Genomic DNA, 17429 nt, shown 5'->3' with positions numbered 1-17429 from the left:
CTATTCCTCCTTTCTGCGCACAATCGCGCTTTGCGTCGTCCGGATCTCATCTACCCGGTCACCGACCATCCCGTACTCCGCCTCAACGGCCAGGCCTTGAATTGTATCTGTAAACCAATCACGGAACGCATCAATACCCATTTCCCACTTATGATCCTCATGACGGAATCCCTCCAGCTCATAATAGCGGTTGAAGTCGGCATTCGGCGTGGTCACAATCAGCTGTTCGAAATCCACACTTCCGATAATTTGCCGGATCAGCGCAGCCGCTTCATCCTCGCTCATATGCTCTACCACTTCGGTCAGAATCACATCGACCTGCTCCCCGTTATACGACTCCAGAAAATGATCCAGCGAGCCGAAGGTAGCGATGTTATCGATTTGCTTGGCCTTTGCCTTCCGGTTCACAACCTCCAGCAGCTCTGCATTGATATCCACGGCGTAGTAGGTACTCTCGATCTTCCCGGCAAACGGAATGGCATAGAAGCCCTCCCCGCAACCGATATCCAGAACCGGCTTATTGAATGGAAGCACACCTGAGATAAACGTCCGCCGCTGCATCGCCGTACCGCCATACTCCAGCCCGATGGAAGCCTGCTCCGTTTGTTCAATGGAGGCTTTGTAGCGCTTGAACAGCTCCCGGGTAGTAAGGAAGCTCCGTGCAAACAGACTCCGGATATAAAAAGGGGCGTCAATCACATTCAGGCTGCGGATATATTTATCCAGAATACGGTCTGAAATATCGATATACTCATCTCCAAATATGGATAAGAACAGGGACAACACCTGAGTCACATGCAGGAGGTGATACAGGCTTTTATGCGTGGTAATGGTCAGTGAATAGCTCTTATGCGCCTGATGCTGCAGGGAGAAGGTATAATCCTTCAGATGCTTGTTGAAAAATTCTATATAATGCAGCCGCTCCACCTGAACCATATGGATATAAAAGGTATGCTCATAGCCTTCAATGTCCCGCTCATCCTGCGCCTTAACAGGCGTGGAGAAGAACTCATTAACCGCATTCAGCGGAAACAGCGGGGTATTATACCGGGAGACATTGAGATACTCAAAGCTGTCACTGTCGTTCTGCTTATAGGAGAGTTCATTATCTGCATCCTTGAAAAAAACGTTATAGGTCGCATCATCCGAATACCAGCCGTAGGCTATTCCTTTGCGGACCGGGCGAAGCTGCATGCCGCTCTGCGGATTTTTTTTGATCAAAAAGGTGAACTGCGGGTTTGTTGATTTCAGTTGTACAATAGCCACTACGATCTTCCTCCTGTCAGTCGTTCTGTCTCAGTCACTTTCCCCATACTTCCTGCAGCGCCTCCCGGAAAAGGGCATCCAGCTGCTGGTCCCGGTCATCCTCTTTAATACTCAAGGCCGCCGCTGCCACCTTCTCCAGCACTTGAAGCTGCTCTTCCAAATAATCGTTAATCGCGCTTAACCGCGGCTCAACATCCAGTTCTTCACCGGATTTCTTCCGTGCCAGCAATTGCTGCACTACCTGCCATAGCTCTCCATCCTGCGGAATCAGCCGGTCTACCAGCACATCGAACTCCATCGGCGGCATCTCTTCATAACGGTTAATCCATTCACAGGCCAGAACCGGGCGCAGCACATAAAAGTATTTCTTGATCTTGACCTGCCCGCCCTGCAAGTAATCGCGGTAATTGCCTTTAGCCATATTCAAGTAATGGTACATACAGGATTTCGGTGAAAAGGTATACGGCGATATCCCTCTAAGCTGTCCGGCTACACTGAATTTCTCTGCATACTGAATCGGCGATTGCAGCCACTCCAGCAGCGGCGGATTGGACTTACGGAATAAATTAAGCGCCTTACGTAAATCCCAGCCGTTGATATCCAGCATATTGTTAATCGGACGCTCTATGACATCCCGTTTATCGTAGATAGATAAATACCATTCCGGCTTATGCAGGTATATGAACCGCACATCATAATCACTATCCTGCGAGGGGAAACCCCACGCCCGGCTGCCTGATTCACAGGCATACAATATGGCAACCTGCTCCTCCTGTTCAATCTGTTCCAGCTGGCCGCGGATAAGTTTGTTTATAGGGGTCATTGTTATCACTCCAGTTCAACTCGGCTTCATGAACCTATCTTCCCTCATTTTCCCATTCACGAACAGGGCGGAAGTATGGCGGCAGGCAAAAAACCTTCCATTTTATTCAACTCTGGTGCTTAATATAAGTAGGTACTATCACTTCTAATGGATGCGCTACAGGCTGGAGGAATACAAATGGCCAAGGAAAGTTTCGATAAAGAAATTCAGTTTCTTCGCATGCTGTCTTTAGCCGGGGGAGCCTACAGCAGACAACAATTCGCCGACCGGCTCGGCATTTCCGTACATACCTACGACAAAACGCTGCGCAACCTGAAGGAAATGGTTACTGTCCTGCAGCAGGATCTGCCTGCTGAACAGGGAACCGAGCTCTCCGAGTGGCTCCGTTACAACTACTATGAATCTGCCGATCCGCTGCTGCTCTTCCTGTTCCGGGCGAAGTCGCTTAAGGAAACGGAGAGCATCCGGCTTACTCTACTCTTAACAGCACTCCAGACCCAGGAGCGGACTGCCAAGGATCTGCAGGATCTGTGCAGTGAGCAAATGCCCGCCGATTCGCCGCTGCCTGATGAGAAAACCATCCGGGGCGATCTGAAATATCTGGAGGAAGTCGGCGTCATTCTCCGTGTCAATGAGCGGCGTCCTTACCGGTACAAGGCTGCCAACGACCTGATTGACCAGCTAACAGATGACCAGCTTTTGGACCTCTATGACTACGTGGATGTCATCGCCAATACGCAGATTCCGTCTGTACAAGGCTACCTGCTGCGCGACACCCTGAAGAAGGTTCTGCGGAAGCGGGGCTTTAACCCCGAAGCTACAGAGACCCATAGATATAAATACAATTACCATTCACGTATTCTTGATGAGGCTCATCTCTACACGATATTCGGTGCTATTCAGCAGCGCCGGAGAATCCAGTTTCTCTATCTGTCCCCGAAAAAAGGAATGAACTACACCTCCCAGAACACGAACCCTCTCTTTGAGCGGGAGTCTGCGGGTATTACAGATAGTATCCTTCCGCTACGCGTCGTCTACGACCATCAGTATGGGCGGTGGTATTTAATCGGACATCATGCCCGGATGGGGATCAAGAAATTCCGGATGGAAGGCCTTACGCAGATTGAAGAGGGCGAACCCGTGGAAGAAGACGAATATACGGAGAAGCTTAAAGCTCTGGAAGCGCAGATGAAGAACAGCTGGGTTACAGATACCAACCGTGCGGTTAAGGTAGCTGTCAGATTCTATAACCCCAGCGGGTCCGGCGCTAATTTCATCCGGGAGCGGGTTGAGGCGCAGGGGCAATGGGGCGTGATTACAGAGGAGTCCGATTCAACGTTCCTGTACGAGATCGAAGTGAACGAAATTTATGAAATCAAGCCCTGGTTACGGAGCTTCGGTTCGAGCTGTGAGATCTTAGAACCCCGCTGGCTTCGTAAGCAATTTATTGCAGAATGGAAGGAGCTCCGGAGCTACTATGAATCCATTTGAGAAAATATTCAATTTCCAGATCATCTCACGCCTTGATGAAGCGGGGTCGCTTGCGCTGACCTCCCAGGAACGTTCCTGGCTGAAAACGATGTTAATACACCCTGCTTCAGAGGCGGCTTTTACACCGGAAACCTTAAATAAATTAAACTCTCTACTGGAGGCTGAAGCATCCACGGAAGTGCGGGAGATTATTATGGAGAAGGCCCGCAGTAAAGAGCGCCAGGTCTATCATCCATTGCTTCGCACGCTCCGCCGCATGATTATGCAGAATCAAGGCTTCCTGATTGCATATCAGATTAAGCATGGAGGCGAACGAGCGGATCAGGCCGGTTTCCCTCACAAGCTGGAGTACAATATGTATAAGCGGGAGTGGTATCTGCAATGGTACAGCACCCGGCAGCGTTCGCTCATGTCCACCAAACTGCGCAACATGGTGTCGGTCGAAGTATTCCCCATCCCTGCCAAACGGATTGACGACCTGAAGGCACGGATAGCGCGCTTATTAGACGGCCTGAAGGAATCCGCCTGCATTCAAGTCATTCCTGCCTATAATGCGGAGCTGTCACGTATCCTGTCTGCCTTCTCCTGTTTCGATAAGTCCGTGTCTTTTGATGAAGCCTCCGGCATCTACCGGATCCATGTCAACTACATGAGAGACGACAGCGAGTTCCTGTTATCCCGAATCCGGTTCCTTGGGTTACGTGTGAAAATTACCCAGGGCGAGCAGCTTAAGCGGCGTATGCTGAAGACGGCTGATATGGCGATTGAGCGGTATGGGGAGGATGTGAAGTGAATGTTGACTAGTCACGCATTGCTAAGCATCTACAAGGACTTCGATCATCATCGCCGTCCCGGCCTTAAACCCGGACACAAATGCAGCTGTCATCTCCAGCCCCTGTATTTGCGAATACAGTTCTAATAAAGACTCCAGCTCCTCAAACTCGCCTGCGGACAGCTTCTGCTACCAAGACTCTAGAGATTCGGTAATTTGCCTGTTGAGCGGGCGGTAATTGGAACTTAGAGATAATATCCTCGTTAGGGAATAGACTGCCATGATATAGTGATTCGAGTATGTTTGGCATAAGAGCCTCCTTTATCGGCTACATAATTATATTCGATAAAATCAGCGTAGCATATTTGCAGAGTGTACGTGGTACGCTTAGGCGTAATATCACAAAAATAAACAAGGATCAATCTTCGTGATTCTTAGGATAAATTTAAAAAGACACCTCTAAGGGTGTCTTTTATTTATGATTTTAAAACTATCTACTCCACCTTCATATAATACAAATTCGCAGTACTATCCTTCGTAATCGTATGCGCACCCGCTGCAATAGAGACTGTAGCAATACCATTCGTGATCGGATAGCTGGTTCCATCCACTTTGACCTTGGTTCCTTCCGAGTTGAATACTAATGTTAAAGTCGAGGCTTTGGCAGCTGTGAACCCAATGCTGGTTGCGCTCTCGATTTTCAAACATTGGGTTAAGGTCAGGCCGCCATATACTACAGTTCCTTTGCTCGTGGAGAGATTCCCCGAAATAAAGAAGAAGCTGCTCGTTGTTCCGGATGTAGTGAAGTTATGAACAATTGCCCCAGTAGTGGGCGTTGGCGTTGGTGTTGCAGTCGGCACCGGAGTTGCCGTTGGCCCAGGCGTTGCAGTCGGCACTGGAGTTGCCGTTGGCCCAGGCGTTGCAGTCGGCACAGGAGTCGCCGTTGGCCCAGGTGTTGCCGTTGGTGCAGGCGTTGCTGTTGGGGCAGGTGTTGCTGTTGGAGTTGGAGTCGGTCCTACCGGACTGGAATTACCTCCTACTGATACAAGACCCGTAATATAACTTCTGATTGCGGACATCAGTGCGGCATTCAGCGCATACGATGCGTCATCCACAGCGTCATTGAAAGCCCATGTGAAGTCTCCACCGCCCTGGCGTCCGGCTTCGGCCGTAACGACCTGTTCCACAGTGCTTACGCTATCAACATCTGAGGCACTAACTCCCGTATCAACGCTCGTATCGAAGTTGTTATACGCTGTCCCACCCACTAGAGCTTTGTATGAGCTTGGGACGGTCTCATTTCTCGAAGAAGCTAAGTAGGCATCAAACGAGGTAGCATTCGCCGGAGCCGTTCCGGTACTGGAGTTGGCATAGATCAGACTTGCCGCACCAGTAATACTGTTGTTGTAGGCTTTAATCACACCCCCGTTTTCGCCGGAGAACGTTCCTTCTTCCCCTATAGCATCCGTACCTTGCAAGGAACTAAGCATTGGATCTTTAGTATTTCTGAACACATTCGATTCTACAAAAGCCGAAGCTCCGGTTGTAACGCCGACACCATATTTGGAGACCCCATCATAGAAGTTGTTATAGACATGAACAGAAGCCACTCTAATCCGCGGATGACGGGAATCCGAATGATCGAACCAGTTATGGTGGAAGGTAACAAAGAATTCTGCAGATTCACTAAGTCCGACCAGAGCCGCTTTTCCGGAATCAAAATAGTGGTTGTACGAGATAGTGATATACGTTGAGCCTTTCTTGAGGTCCGTAGAACCGTCACCCTTAGCCTGGTCCGCGTCACCTCCTGCAGAGCCGTAGAAAATATCGTTATTATGCACCCATACATTCGCATTGCCTGTATCCATGGAGATACCGTCGTCAGGGAATAACATCACGCCCAGATTTCTGACTTCGACATTCCCCGTATATCTAAGCAGCATTCCCCAGCCGTAGGCATACGCATCTTTCCCGATACCCTCGATGGTAATATTCATTTCCGTATAATTGTTTTTACCTTTGACTTCAAGATAACCGCTGCTGTTGAGCTGTCCGCTTAGGTCAGCCGCTGTAACTTTTCCGATAATCCGGATGGCCAGCGGTGTTGTATCATAGCCTTTTTGTCTCAGTGTCAGAATTCCGCCAAGACCAACCCCGGTCTGTACGGTACCCGAGCTGCTGGTCTTCACACCGAGCGTTACGGTTTGCGCATTCTGGGAGGTGATATACAGCACCTGTGCCCCGCTTTTGAGCGTCCCATTATCATTATAAGCACCTGAGCCTGTACCAAATTGCGAATTGGCTGAAAAAGCAAATCCGGACCGGTCATACGGCGCTACCGCCAGCGTTCCTGAGACGGCATTTGCCGTCACTGCGCCTGACGATACGGCCTCAACCTTCATTACATAACTTCCGGCTGCAAGCCCTACCGCATCAGCTCTCCAATAGGAAGAATACTTGCGGATCAACTCGTTATTAATCTGCTGATACTGGGAGTCCGCTGCGCCCGCTGCTTTAACATATACATTATATCCCGATGCATTGCTTACTGGTGACCACTCCACATAAGCAGCTTCATTTCCGCCTCCACTGCCCGTTATCGTAAGACCCGCAGCGTGTGCTACCGTAGTTCCCCATCCGCCGGCGATCAGAGATAGTGCAAGAGAAAATAACAAAACTATACTGGTTACCTTTGCAACTGTCCTTTTCATTTCATTGCCTCCTAATTATAATTTGTTGCAGATCCTTCTGTAACCGCTTGCAATAATCTGTGATGCTCCTCTTGCACCTCCTCTTGTACCGGCTAATCCGAACCGTTGAAGCAGGATGAGATGAACCCTCTCGGACAACCCGAGCATATCAAATGTGAAAAGGGTGCTTAAACAATCATTTGCTCATATTGGCAGTGATTCTGCGGTATTATGAGTTAATGATTATTTCGCAGTGAGATGATACCCGGCATAAGCTTTGTTGAGCTTACAAGGGGCCGTTAGAGCCAGATTCGCATAAACAAAAAAGACACCCCTTAAGGTGTCTTTTTCTGAAATTTATTGAAATTTTGTATTGACGCGAATGGGGATGCTTTGTTGCTTGACTGGAGGTTTTTCGGGTTCTTGATTTAAATTTTGCCCTATTTCCGAAGCGTTTTTTTTGAATGTCTCTGTCACAGTCTGAATCACTTCACCCACATTGTGCGCAGATTCAAAGATCGGATCTATCGTTTTAATTTTACCTTTCACATCCCTGGTAACCTGATTAGCCGTATGAATGAGTTGGGTAGCCTCTCCTGTTAAGCCATGAATCGCATTTCTTACGTCAACCAGCGTCTTATTGGTCTCTGAGAGTGTAGTCATTCCTTTGCGCAGCGTAAGAATCAAGAAACCAACCAGACAGATAAAAGCAACTGCAGCCAAAGCAATACTAAGTTGGATAACCATGCAACACCTCCTGTAGTTCCACTGTATGTCCAACTTGTTGGGTTCATTCCTTCAATTGCCCTCAAGCAGGTTTTCCTGGCCGAATTTGTTCTACTTTCTATTCCTGATCCTTCGCTGCGAGCATTCTGAGCAGAACCGTGACCGTTTCCGCCCTCGTCGCGGCATCTTTCGGGAAGAAGCAGTTATTACCCTTACCCTGCATAATCCCCAGATTCTTCATCTCGGCTGCCGCTCCAACCGCCCAGACCGGTATGTCGCGGTCATCTGCGAATCCGGCGGAACGAGCTTCGGGTGCCAGGTTTAAGGCTCTCGCCAGCATCACGGCCATTTCCGATCTCGTCAAGGGCGCATCTGGACGGAAGTTACTGTTCTTATCGCCCTGAATAAGACCCAAGCTTACGGCTCGCGCAACGGCTGCCTTGGCCCATTGCCCGATCCGGTCAGTGTCCTTGAAGGACAGGATTGCTTCCTCGTTCTGAAGCTTCAGCGAATTCGCCAGCATCACCGCGAATTCAGCGCGCGTTACCGTGCGATCGGGCCGGAACGAGCCGTCCGGATAACCTGTGATCATTCCCCTCTTCTCTGCTTCCAGGATATTGGCTTCGGCCCAATGACCGCCAACATCCGCGAAGGCATGACCGGGTACCGGAACGTCCGGCGTGTCCGAACCGCCGTTTGGATCATCGCTTGGATTAACGTTCGGATTATTGGGAGTTACCGGCGGACTCACGGGAGCTCCTCCTCCCGAATGGCCTCCGGTTTCGCCGTTTGAACGCTCGTTTACGGAAACGTTTATTTTCCCCGTAACGGACGGATTTGCGGTCAAGACGGCTGTAATTGTCACTTCTCCTGCTACGGAAGGCGCCGTAAAGACCATGCTGAACCGGCCGTTCGCATCCGTGATTGTCTTTGAGCTTTGGAAGCTGCCCGACGAAGCCGCGACTTCGGCCTCCACGCCAGAGACCGGAAGATTGTCACTGTCGTAGACGATTCCCGCAACGGATACATCGTCTCCCACCGTCACGGCAGACGGCGTCGCCTGGAGTTCGATTAGAACGGGTACTTGTGCAGCCTTAATTACGGAGACGGTAATCTTATCCGTCACGGCCGGACTCGCCGTCAAGACGGCTGTAATCGTCACTTCTCCGGCTGCGGAAGGCGCCGTAAAGACCGTGCTGAACCGGCCGTTCGCGTCTGTTACTGCTTTGGCACTCTCAATGCTCCCTGACGAGGCCGCAATTTCGACCTCTACGCCCGGGACCGGAAGATCGCCGCCGTCGTAGACGACTCCCGTAACGGACACCTTGCCTCCAACCATCACGGAAGACGGTGCCTCCTGGAGTTCGATCCGGGCGGGCACTTGTACGACCCCTTCTACGTAAACGGTAGTCGTCCCGCTCACAGACGGATTCGCGGTCAAGGCTGCTGTAATCGTCACTTCTCCGGCAGCAGACGACGCTGTAAAGACTGTGCTGAACCGGCCGTTCGCATCCGTTACCACACTGGCGTCATTGACACTGCCCGATGCAGCCGCGATCTCGACCTCTACGCCGGATACCGGAAGATCGTCACTGTCGTAGACGGCTCCCGTAACGGACACGATGCCTCCGGATGTCACGGAAGACGGCGCTGCCTGAAGTTCGATTCGGGCGGGCACTTGTACGTCCTGGTTCACGGATACGGTAACCGTATCCGTCACGGTCGGACTTGCAGGCAGGACAACCGCGATCGTCACTTCTCCGGCTGCGGAAGGCGCGGTATAAACCGTGTTGAACCGGCCGTTAACGTCCGTTACTGCTTTAGCCGTTTCGATGCTGCCCGATGCAGACGCGATTTCGACCTCCACGCCGGGGACCAGAAGATCGGCGCCATCGTAGACGACACCTGTAACGGACACTTTGCCTCCAGCCGCCACGGAAGATGGCGTCGCTTCTAGTTCAACCCGGGCCGGAACCTTTTGTACGTTCTCTGGACCATACACTTTAAATTCCCAGAGCGAGTAGCCGTACGTGGTCGCTCTTTTCGTACCATACATCCGGACGTATCTTGCATTCACCGGTTCGAAGGAGATCTCATCGGTTTCTCCGTCTCCGGTGGCGGTACTGTATACTGTATTCCAGTCCTTCGTGTTGTCAGAAACCTGGATTTGGTACTCCTTCCCATACGCACTTTCCCAATGCAGTATGACCTTCGCAATGGGCTGGCTGGAGCCAAGATCGGCGTAAATCCACTGCGGATCAGCATAGTTAGATCCCCAGCGGGTCGTCAATGACCCGTCAACCGCATTACCGGGAGACACGTCGGCGGCTCTGGCCGAGCTTGCCGTTACCTTCATGCCTTCGGCGAGATTGGGTGCCACCGCCTCAAACACATTAAATTCTGCAAGCGAATAGCCGTCCCCGGTGCCCTGCTGAACGCCCAGCATCCGGACGAACCTGGCATTGACCTTACCAAAGGAAAGCTCGTCGATTCCGCCATCCCCCATAGAAGTTGTATAAACGTCCTTCCAGGTGACAGCATCCTCCGACACTTGAATTTTATAGCTTTTTCCATACGCCTTTTCCCAATTTAGCCTAACTTTATGGATCATATATTGATCTTGCAGATCGACATAAATCCACTCGTTGTCCGAAGCACTTGAACTCCAATAGGAACTTCTGTATAGATCGGTTGCATTCGAGGCAAATTGCTTGCCTTGGCTGGAGGAAGCGGTCGCCCCTTTACTGTAAGCGAGATCGAACCCTCTGTCGTCGAGAGAGGTTCCCTCGTTTAGGGTCATACTCCGGCCGGTAAACGTATCCTTGCCGAGTCTATAGGTTGTTGTGGTTTTTTCTCCGTTACGGTTCAGCGTTACGTTCACTGTAATCCCCGGGGTTTCGGGATTAGCAACCGAGATGCGGACAGGTGTCACGGATTCGTCAATGATCACCATGGACGGTTGGTCAGCTGTGACCGTCAAGCCGTCTCTTAGCGTCACCGTCCCGGGTTGATAGAACAGCAATTCCGCAATGCCAAGGGAATTGTGCCGGACTGCCTGAACCGACGGTGTATTCGCAAGAATACTGACCGGGCTCGGGCTCACGCTTGCGTAGCTGCTGACCTCTTCAGGGGTTTTATTCGGCAATACGATATATTCATAGGAAGCGTTAGTCGGTTTCACGCCATGATCGAGCCATATTGAAAAAACCGGCTTGGTGATCGGCTCCGCCGAGCTTCCCGTGATGACATCGCCCCATTTTCCCGTCTTCGTCTCCCGCTTCACTTGAAAGCCGGTAGGATTCGGGAAAACATAGCCGGTCTTATCGTTATATGCCCAGCGCCCGTTAGCCTGCACCGTTCCGTCCGCTATTACTTTTCCGTCTACGAGCACATCCCCTGCCGCCAGACTTTGGTTCAATGTTGTATGGACCGGCGCAGCGTTAGTTGAAGCGATACCTGTGCCTAGCGCCACCATTTCATCATCGAAAAAGAAGTAGCCTTTTTTGCCGCTTGTACTCAGCTTGTTGAAATCAAACGCTGTGGCTCCATAACGCTCGTTGGTCACGCCGCCTACAAATGTTTTGGGATTGTTGAAATTCGCATCCTTCGTGAGTACATACGGTGCCGTCGTACCTGGAACATGAGCCCAGTCCATCAGCGGATAAACAGTCCTGTATTCATCCCCGGTTCTCTGAATGGCAGTGGCTCCTTGCGGCGTCCAGTAGAGCAGGTTATATCCGCTAGGATTAATGGTTCTCCACTCGCCGCCTTTGACCGTGCTGGAAGACATCTTGACCGTAATTCCATAATCATCCCGCATATGCGAGGAGACTAGCGTCTGCCATTGCGTCATATTGCTAGCATCCAGTCCGTTGCTCGTGCTCGTACCAATACTGCGGATGTTCTCAAGAAAACCCGCAAACTCGGCAGCGCGCTTCGGATTGGCCGCCTGCATCCACTGCAGCGGATCTTCATAGAAGGTCAAGGCTGCACTCGCATAATCCGGCCACTCTGGTCCATTCATCCCCATCCCTAGATCGGCAACATCGCCTCTCACGAGGTACCTGGTGCCGTCCAGCAGGTAGGACGATAACGAATCAATCGCCGCCTTGCTGTACGAGAATGAGGTATCCGAAGTTACATACGCCCAGAATGACATATCTCTGGCAAAGCTTCTTCCATAGCCCGTCGTATAATTCGTTTTGCCATGCATGAAGAATGACATGTCCGACTGGATTCCCGTCACAGTCGCCGTCACATTCGACAGCACGTTAAACGCTTCCACAGCGTTCCGGACAATCTGGGCATCCTCCAGCAATAAGCCGCGGATCATATAATTCTGATTGTACCAGGACGAGTTGGCACCATCGACAGTGTGCGGGCTGCTATCCAGCGTGCCGATTATATTGGAAGCTTGCGTTTCAGTTAAATAGCCTTCACATAAAAGCGCGATTTTCCCCAGCCTTAATTGCTTGCCGATTCCGGTCTCCCACCAGTTGGTGGAAGTGGGCTTCACCGTAAACCAATAGTCCAGCCCCTTTTGAATGCCTCCTAACAGGGTTTCATTATGATAGTATGGACCCTTCGGGTCAGCAAACGCCTGAGCCATCGACTGCAGCCGGTCTAATGCGAGATAAGGCGACCAGGCCCTCCCATTGGCACTGGAGGCCGTACTCGCATAATCTACATCCCCCCAGCTTCCATTGGAATTTTGATTGGTTAAGTACGTGCCGGCCTGAGATTTGTAGGTCCATTCGACCCGGCCGTTCGTTCCGTCGTTGATAATATCCTTGGAGACATAAAATGCCGCCGTCCGGTTTTTCATCAATTTTATTTCAGCGATCTCTGGAGAAACGTTGGCCGCCCCGGGCGTGCTCGCCGATGCGGGTGAATATAACCCTATGGAGGATATCAACAAACAAACAATACCAAGACATGTCCATCTCTTTACAAACCTTTGCCTTTTGTCAGTCATGTACATGCGCTCCTTTGTCTATCTAAATTCAATCGTTTATGATAGCGCTTTCCTTTTTATGGATTGAAGAAGGCAGCTCGCACTGCCTTCAGCCTTCTACACTAGCGTATTAAATATATCCTCCAGCGGTATATCCGCCACTGCCATCACTTCGTCTGCAGCACCGTAATACATACGGACCGTCTGATCCAGCAGCAGGGCTCCGCACGAAAACACGACCTTACCGAAGAATCCATTCACCTCATAGGCAGCTTCCGGCTCCAATACAGGTACACGTGATCTCGCAATTACCTTGGCAGGGTTCTCCAGATCAAGCAGCACCGCGCCCATACAATAGCGGTGCTTGCTGTCCGCTCCGTGGTACAGCGCCAGCCAGCCGCGTTCGGTTCGAATCGGAACCGCCCCGCCGCCCATACGGGCCGAATCCCAGCCTTGTTCGCTTAGCCCCATCAGGAAGCGGTGATTCCCCCAATGGTCGAGATCGGGCGATTCGGCGATCCACATCTCGGGAGAGCCGAATGACTTGGGCACCGGACGGTGCAAAGCGTAATATTTGCCGTTAATTTTATCCGGGAAGATCATGACATCCTTATTCTCGGGAGCCAGCATAAGTCCGCGGCGTTTGAATGTCCGGAAATCCCGGGTCTCTGCCAGGCCGGCGCCAACGCCGCGGGCAGAAGCAGAGCTGTAAGTAATATAATAGATATCCCCAATTTGGGTCACACGCGGATCTTCAATTCCCCACGCTTCCAGGGCATTTTCCGGAAATAAGGCCGGATGCGGCTCCACATCGAAATGAATGCCATCCTTGCTTCGCGCCACCCGCAGATGAGATAAGGAGGTGAGCATAACCGTTCGTCCATCCTTTGCAACGAAGCGCGAGTCGGAGAAATCATAGCCCGGATCGGTCTTGTCGTAACGTTCTACAAGTACCTCCGTACCCTCTTCATTCAACCTGGGGACGAGCACTTCGTCCGCCCGGTCCGATAACGGCGCTTCTGCAATACGCAGTAAAAGGATCGTTTCATCCTTTAACTGCGCAACACCTGCATTAAACGCACCCAGCACCCGAAAGTCGGGACGGGAGGGGGCGACATCCCGGGCCCGTATAACAGGATTTTGCGCACTGCGCTGTATGTTCATATGAAGTACCTCTTTCAGTATTTTAAGTGCTTTTATTTACCGGCAGTGACCGCATCGATTTGCGCCTGAATTTCCTCGATCACTTTTTGTCCGCCGAGGCTCGCCATTTTTTTCTCCATCATCTCCTTGCCTTCAGCAGCAGGCACCAGGCCCTGGCTAAACGGCAGGAAGGTCGAATCGTGAAGTGGAGTGATTTTGGCATATTCCGTCTTCACCTTTTCAGCGTTAAAGTTGAAGCCCGCTGTTGGACTAAGTGTGAAATTGGCCGGGTTGGTAGAGAAGTCGAACCACTTCTTGTCATCCTTCATCATCGTGTCCGGCGTGCGGTTCAGCGTTGGCCGCCAGGTTAGCACGAACCCCGGGAATGAATAGCTGGACAGCACCTTATAGCTCGAATCCCCGACCGGTTCCCAGTCCTTCCCTTGAATGCCGTATTCCATCAGATCGTGATTTTCCTTAATGGACAACCAATTGGCTACGTCCATAGCTAAATCAGCGTGCTTGGAGGCCGCCGGGATACACAGGAAATTCCATTGCTGGAAAGCGGTATACGGCTTGGCTTTATCCCCGTTCGGAATGAAAATCTCAAGCTTGTCGCTGCCGTCTTGCAGCATTTCCGAATATTTCAATCCCTCCACACCATCCGCCGCATAATAAGTGGCCGCATATTTCCCCTGCTTGAACAGTGTCTCTGCATTCTGCTCCTGTGCGATATTTTTGGAAATGATGCCGTCCTTGTAGTATTGGGTGACGCGGTCATAACCATCAGCAATCACCGGGCTGGTCCATTGGCCGATTACTTTCTTGTCCTTGATGGAATAGGCGAACATGTTGACACCGATTTCCAGCACTTCATCCAGCGCCTGATTAGCGGATTCGCTCAGGATAAACGGAAGTTTATCAGCTTTGATGCCGTTAATGACGAAGGGCTTGACATCCTTCTCTTGTTCCTTGACCATATACAAGAATTTCTCCAAATCACCCAAGGTTTTCAACTCGGGAAGTCCATACTTCTCGCGCAAATCTTTGCGGATCAGAAGGCCATATAGCTGGCCCTGGGTGGTACCGAGCGGAATCCCCATAATTTTTCCGCCGAATTTGTTATACTCCCACATTTCCTCGGGAATGGATGCTTTGAGCTCCGGACGTTCGGCCACCGCGGCATCCAGTTCCATTAAAGAATTGCCCTCGATCATCTGATTCATGGATATCCATGGGGCATCCAAATACATATCGAAATCTTCCCCGGCAGACATCTTCACGGATACCGCATTCCCGTAATCGGTCCACGGCAAGAAATTGATGTTCAAGGCCGCTCCGACGTTATCCGCTTTCAATTTATCGTTGACCGCCTGTAGCACATCGTCAAAGCCCACCGGTTTATCCCCCGGAAAATAAGCTTTCAATGTCACCGTTTCCTTAGATGCGGGTGCAGCACTTTCCGTATTCTTTGGAGAACTCCCTTCATTGCCGCCAGTCTTCGTATTGCCTCCGCAGCCTGCCAGGATCAGTGAAGATACCAATACCGTTGCCGTTGTCGTGCCAACCCATTTTTTTAATCTCATTCCGTAACCCTCCCATATCTATGAACAAAATTCTGAAATTAACTGGGTTAGTCCGGTTAATCCCGGACACCCCCATTTATCCTTTTACGGCTCCTACCGTTAGACCTTTGACGAAATACTTCTGAAGCATGGGATACAGCAGGACAATCGGGCCGATCGTCAGCACAGTTGTCGCCATCCGCACACCATAGGTCGGTGGAGTCACTGCAATTGCCGCTCCGGAGGGAATGAGATTCTTGGCAGCTTCCATATTGGATACCATCCGGCGAAGAATTAACTGCAGCGGGTATAACTTCTCATTATCCACGAACATCAATCCCATAAACCAGTCATTCCAGTAGCTCAGAGCATAGAAGAGACCAACGGAAGCCAGAATCGGCTTGGAGATCGGGATCATAATTTGATAGAAAATTCTCATTTCATTGGCTCCGTCTATTCTTGCGGCTTCCTCCAGTTCCTCAGGAATGGTGCGGAAGAAGCTCACGAGTAAAAAGACGAGGAACGGCTGGCATAACATAGTTAAAATGAGTACCCAGATGGTATTCTGCAAATGCAGCCACTGACTGACCACAATATAAAATGGAATGATACCCCCGGAAAAAAGCATAGGCAGGTAGCAAAAGAACAGAAAAGGTGTTTGCAGAACATTCCGTTTGTTAGCCAGCGAATAGCCAAGCATTGCGGAAATGCACAACGCGCTTAATGCACCTACGACGGTGATAAAAATCGTGACCGCATAGCCGTTGAACAGCACATCCGATTGCAAAACCGCCTTATAAGCGTTCAGCGATAATTTTTGCGGAATCAAAGTATAGCCGTGCGCAATCAGTTCCTGTTCATCCGTAATAGAGCCGATAATCATCAGCAGAAAAGGAAACACACAAAATAAGGTGAACAACAAAATGAACGTATGGGCAAATATCGTAAACGTTCGATCCGCAGCGCTCTGTTTCTGTCTCATAGTTCTTCTCCTAGAATAAAGCAGATTCTTTAGATACCCTTCGGGTTACCCAGTTGGCAGCAATGACGAATATCAGACCCATCACCGATTGGAACAGGCCGACTGCCGAAGACATGCCGAAGTCATGCAGCTGTCTCATGGAGCGGAAGACGAAGGTGTCAATGACATCGGTAGTCGGATAGAGCGATGAGTTGTCTCCAATGATGGCATAGATCATAGCGAAATCGCCATTGAAAATCTTGCCTACGGCCAATAAGGTCATGATCATGATGGTAGGAACTAGCAGCGGCAGCGTAATACGCATTACAATCTGCAGCTTGGATGCCCCGTCAATCCGGGCAGCCTCGTACAAATCCTCTGATATGCCGGTAATCGCGGCCAGAAAAATAATCGAAAGATAACCCGCCCCTTGCCACACGCGGATAACGGTCAGAATATAAGGCCAAAGCTTCGACTCAAACATCCAGTTGACCGGCTCCATACCGATATTTTGCAGCCAGTTATTGATCATCGGCTCTTCCCCGCCGAATAAGGATTGGACAATCATTCCTATCACAATCCAAGACATAAAATAAGGAAGAAAAATGAATGACTGCGATATTCGTTTGAAATACTTATTGTGGATTTCGTTGAACATAAGCGCAATTAAAACGGCTGCGGCTGTAGTAAAGAAAATGAACAGTATGTTCAACACCAGCGTATTGCGCAGAATGGTCCAGAAATCACCTGAAGTAAAAAAGTAATCGAAATTTTTAAAACCGACCCAATCACTTCCTGTGATTCCCTTGGCAAAATTATAGTCTTTGAAGGCAATCATAATCCCGTATATGGGAAAATAACTGAACACTAGAAAAAACAACAACCCCGGCACGGCCATAACATAAAGAAATGGATTTTGGACAATATGGTTCAGTTTAGACTTTTTACTGGTGTTAATTGGGTATTGCATCTTTTTATATCCCCCCTTTCATCAAGACCGGCAATTGCATTAGCACGCCGTTATCTATGCCGTCACCT

12 protein-coding genes are annotated in these 17429 nt (G+C 50.3%); 2 read left to right on the top strand and 10 right to left on the bottom strand.

Going from position 1 to position 17429, the window contains the following annotated elements; genetic code table 11:
• Window positions 1-1266: a class I SAM-dependent methyltransferase gene (locus P40081_RS01245; protein ID WP_042132805.1), complete on the bottom strand. Its 1266-nt coding sequence runs from the start codon at window positions 1264-1266 to the stop codon at window positions 1-3.
• 34 nt (window positions 1267-1300) lie between these two features.
• Window positions 1301-2089: a nucleotidyltransferase domain-containing protein gene (locus P40081_RS01240; protein WP_042132804.1), complete on the bottom strand. Its 789-nt coding sequence runs from the start codon at window positions 2087-2089 to the stop codon at window positions 1301-1303.
• 177 nt (window positions 2090-2266) lie between these two features.
• Here P40081_RS01240 and P40081_RS01235 point away from each other — a divergent pair, with 177 nt between their 5' ends.
• On the top strand, window positions 2267-3580 hold the full coding sequence (locus P40081_RS01235; protein ID WP_042132803.1) for a helix-turn-helix transcriptional regulator: 1314 nt from the start codon (window positions 2267-2269) through the stop codon (window positions 3578-3580).
• Window positions 3567-4373 (top strand): WYL domain-containing protein, encoded by an 807-nt coding sequence (locus P40081_RS01230; RefSeq protein ID WP_042132802.1) that lies wholly within the window; start codon window positions 3567-3569, stop codon window positions 4371-4373. The genes P40081_RS01235 and P40081_RS01230 overlap by 14 nt, the downstream gene beginning before the upstream one ends.
• A 21-nt stretch (window positions 4374-4394) precedes the next feature.
• Here the strand turns inward: P40081_RS01230 and P40081_RS39970 are convergent, their stop codons facing one another.
• From P40081_RS39970 to P40081_RS01190, 8 genes are all read right to left on the bottom strand, one after another.
• A complete protein-coding gene (locus P40081_RS39970) occupies window positions 4395-4535 on the bottom strand; it encodes a DUF6809 family protein (RefSeq protein WP_442950224.1) in 141 nt (46 codons plus the stop codon).
• Between the two features lie 311 nt (window positions 4536-4846).
• Window positions 4847-7063: a pectate lyase family protein gene (locus P40081_RS01220; protein ID WP_052421619.1), complete on the bottom strand. Its 2217-nt coding sequence runs from the start codon at window positions 7061-7063 to the stop codon at window positions 4847-4849.
• Window positions 7064-7399: 336 nt separating this feature from the next.
• A complete protein-coding gene (locus tag P40081_RS01215) occupies window positions 7400-7789 on the bottom strand; it encodes a DUF948 domain-containing protein (RefSeq protein WP_052421618.1) in 390 nt (129 codons plus the stop codon).
• Window positions 7790-7886: 97 nt separating this feature from the next.
• The gene (locus tag P40081_RS36080) at window positions 7887-12593 is read right to left on the bottom strand and encodes a polysaccharide lyase family 8 super-sandwich domain-containing protein (RefSeq protein ID WP_052421617.1); all 4707 of its coding nucleotides are present in this window, start codon (window positions 12591-12593) and stop codon (window positions 7887-7889) included.
• A 246-nt stretch (window positions 12594-12839) separates the two neighbouring features.
• Window positions 12840-13886: a glycoside hydrolase family 130 protein gene (locus P40081_RS01205; RefSeq protein ID WP_042132801.1), complete on the bottom strand. Its 1047-nt coding sequence runs from the start codon at window positions 13884-13886 to the stop codon at window positions 12840-12842.
• Between the two features lie 32 nt (window positions 13887-13918).
• Window positions 13919-15451 (bottom strand): extracellular solute-binding protein, encoded by a 1533-nt coding sequence (locus P40081_RS01200; RefSeq protein ID WP_042132800.1) that lies wholly within the window; start codon window positions 15449-15451, stop codon window positions 13919-13921.
• 76 nt (window positions 15452-15527) lie between these two features.
• The gene (locus P40081_RS01195) at window positions 15528-16412 is read right to left on the bottom strand and encodes a carbohydrate ABC transporter permease (protein ID WP_039296857.1); all 885 of its coding nucleotides are present in this window, start codon (window positions 16410-16412) and stop codon (window positions 15528-15530) included.
• Window positions 16413-16422: 10 nt separating this feature from the next.
• Window positions 16423-17361, bottom strand: a complete 939-nt coding sequence (locus P40081_RS01190) for an ABC transporter permease (protein ID WP_042132799.1) — start codon at window positions 17359-17361, stop codon at window positions 16423-16425.
• Window positions 17362-17429 lie beyond the last annotated feature (68 nt).

This window comes from Paenibacillus sp. FSL P4-0081, assembly GCF_000758565.1.
In the GTDB taxonomy this organism is placed as follows: domain Bacteria; phylum Bacillota; class Bacilli; order Paenibacillales; family Paenibacillaceae; genus Paenibacillus_AQ; species Paenibacillus_AQ phytohabitans.
Note: the sequence above shows the minus strand (reverse complement) of the source record. Positions and strands in the feature narration are given on the sequence as shown.

What these genes read in the sequence shown, in the direction of transcription:
- P40081_RS01220 (WP_052421619.1), bottom strand. Translation starts at nt 7,063, where the DNA reads ATGAAAAGGACAGTTGCAAAGGTAACCAGTATAGTTTTGTTATTTTCT.
- P40081_RS01190 (WP_042132799.1), bottom strand. Translation starts at nt 17,361, where the DNA reads ATGCAATACCCAATTAACACCAGTAAAAAGTCTAAACTGAACCATATT.
- P40081_RS01215 (WP_052421618.1), bottom strand. Translation starts at nt 7,789, where the DNA reads ATGGTTATCCAACTTAGTATTGCTTTGGCTGCAGTTGCTTTTATCTGT.
- P40081_RS01230 (WP_042132802.1), top strand. Translation starts at nt 3,567, where the DNA reads ATGAATCCATTTGAGAAAATATTCAATTTCCAGATCATCTCACGCCTT.
- P40081_RS01205 (WP_042132801.1), bottom strand. Translation starts at nt 13,886, where the DNA reads ATGAACATACAGCGCAGTGCGCAAAATCCTGTTATACGGGCCCGGGAT.
- P40081_RS01240 (WP_042132804.1), bottom strand. Translation starts at nt 2,089, where the DNA reads ATGACCCCTATAAACAAACTTATCCGCGGCCAGCTGGAACAGATTGAA.
- P40081_RS36080 (WP_052421617.1), bottom strand. Translation starts at nt 12,593, where the DNA reads ATGAAAAACCGGACGGCGGCATTTTATGTCTCCAAGGATATTATCAAC.
- P40081_RS01195 (WP_039296857.1), bottom strand. Translation starts at nt 16,412, where the DNA reads ATGAGACAGAAACAGAGCGCTGCGGATCGAACGTTTACGATATTTGCC.
- P40081_RS01235 (WP_042132803.1), top strand. Translation starts at nt 2,267, where the DNA reads ATGGCCAAGGAAAGTTTCGATAAAGAAATTCAGTTTCTTCGCATGCTG.
- P40081_RS01200 (WP_042132800.1), bottom strand. Translation starts at nt 15,451, where the DNA reads ATGAGATTAAAAAAATGGGTTGGCACGACAACGGCAACGGTATTGGTA.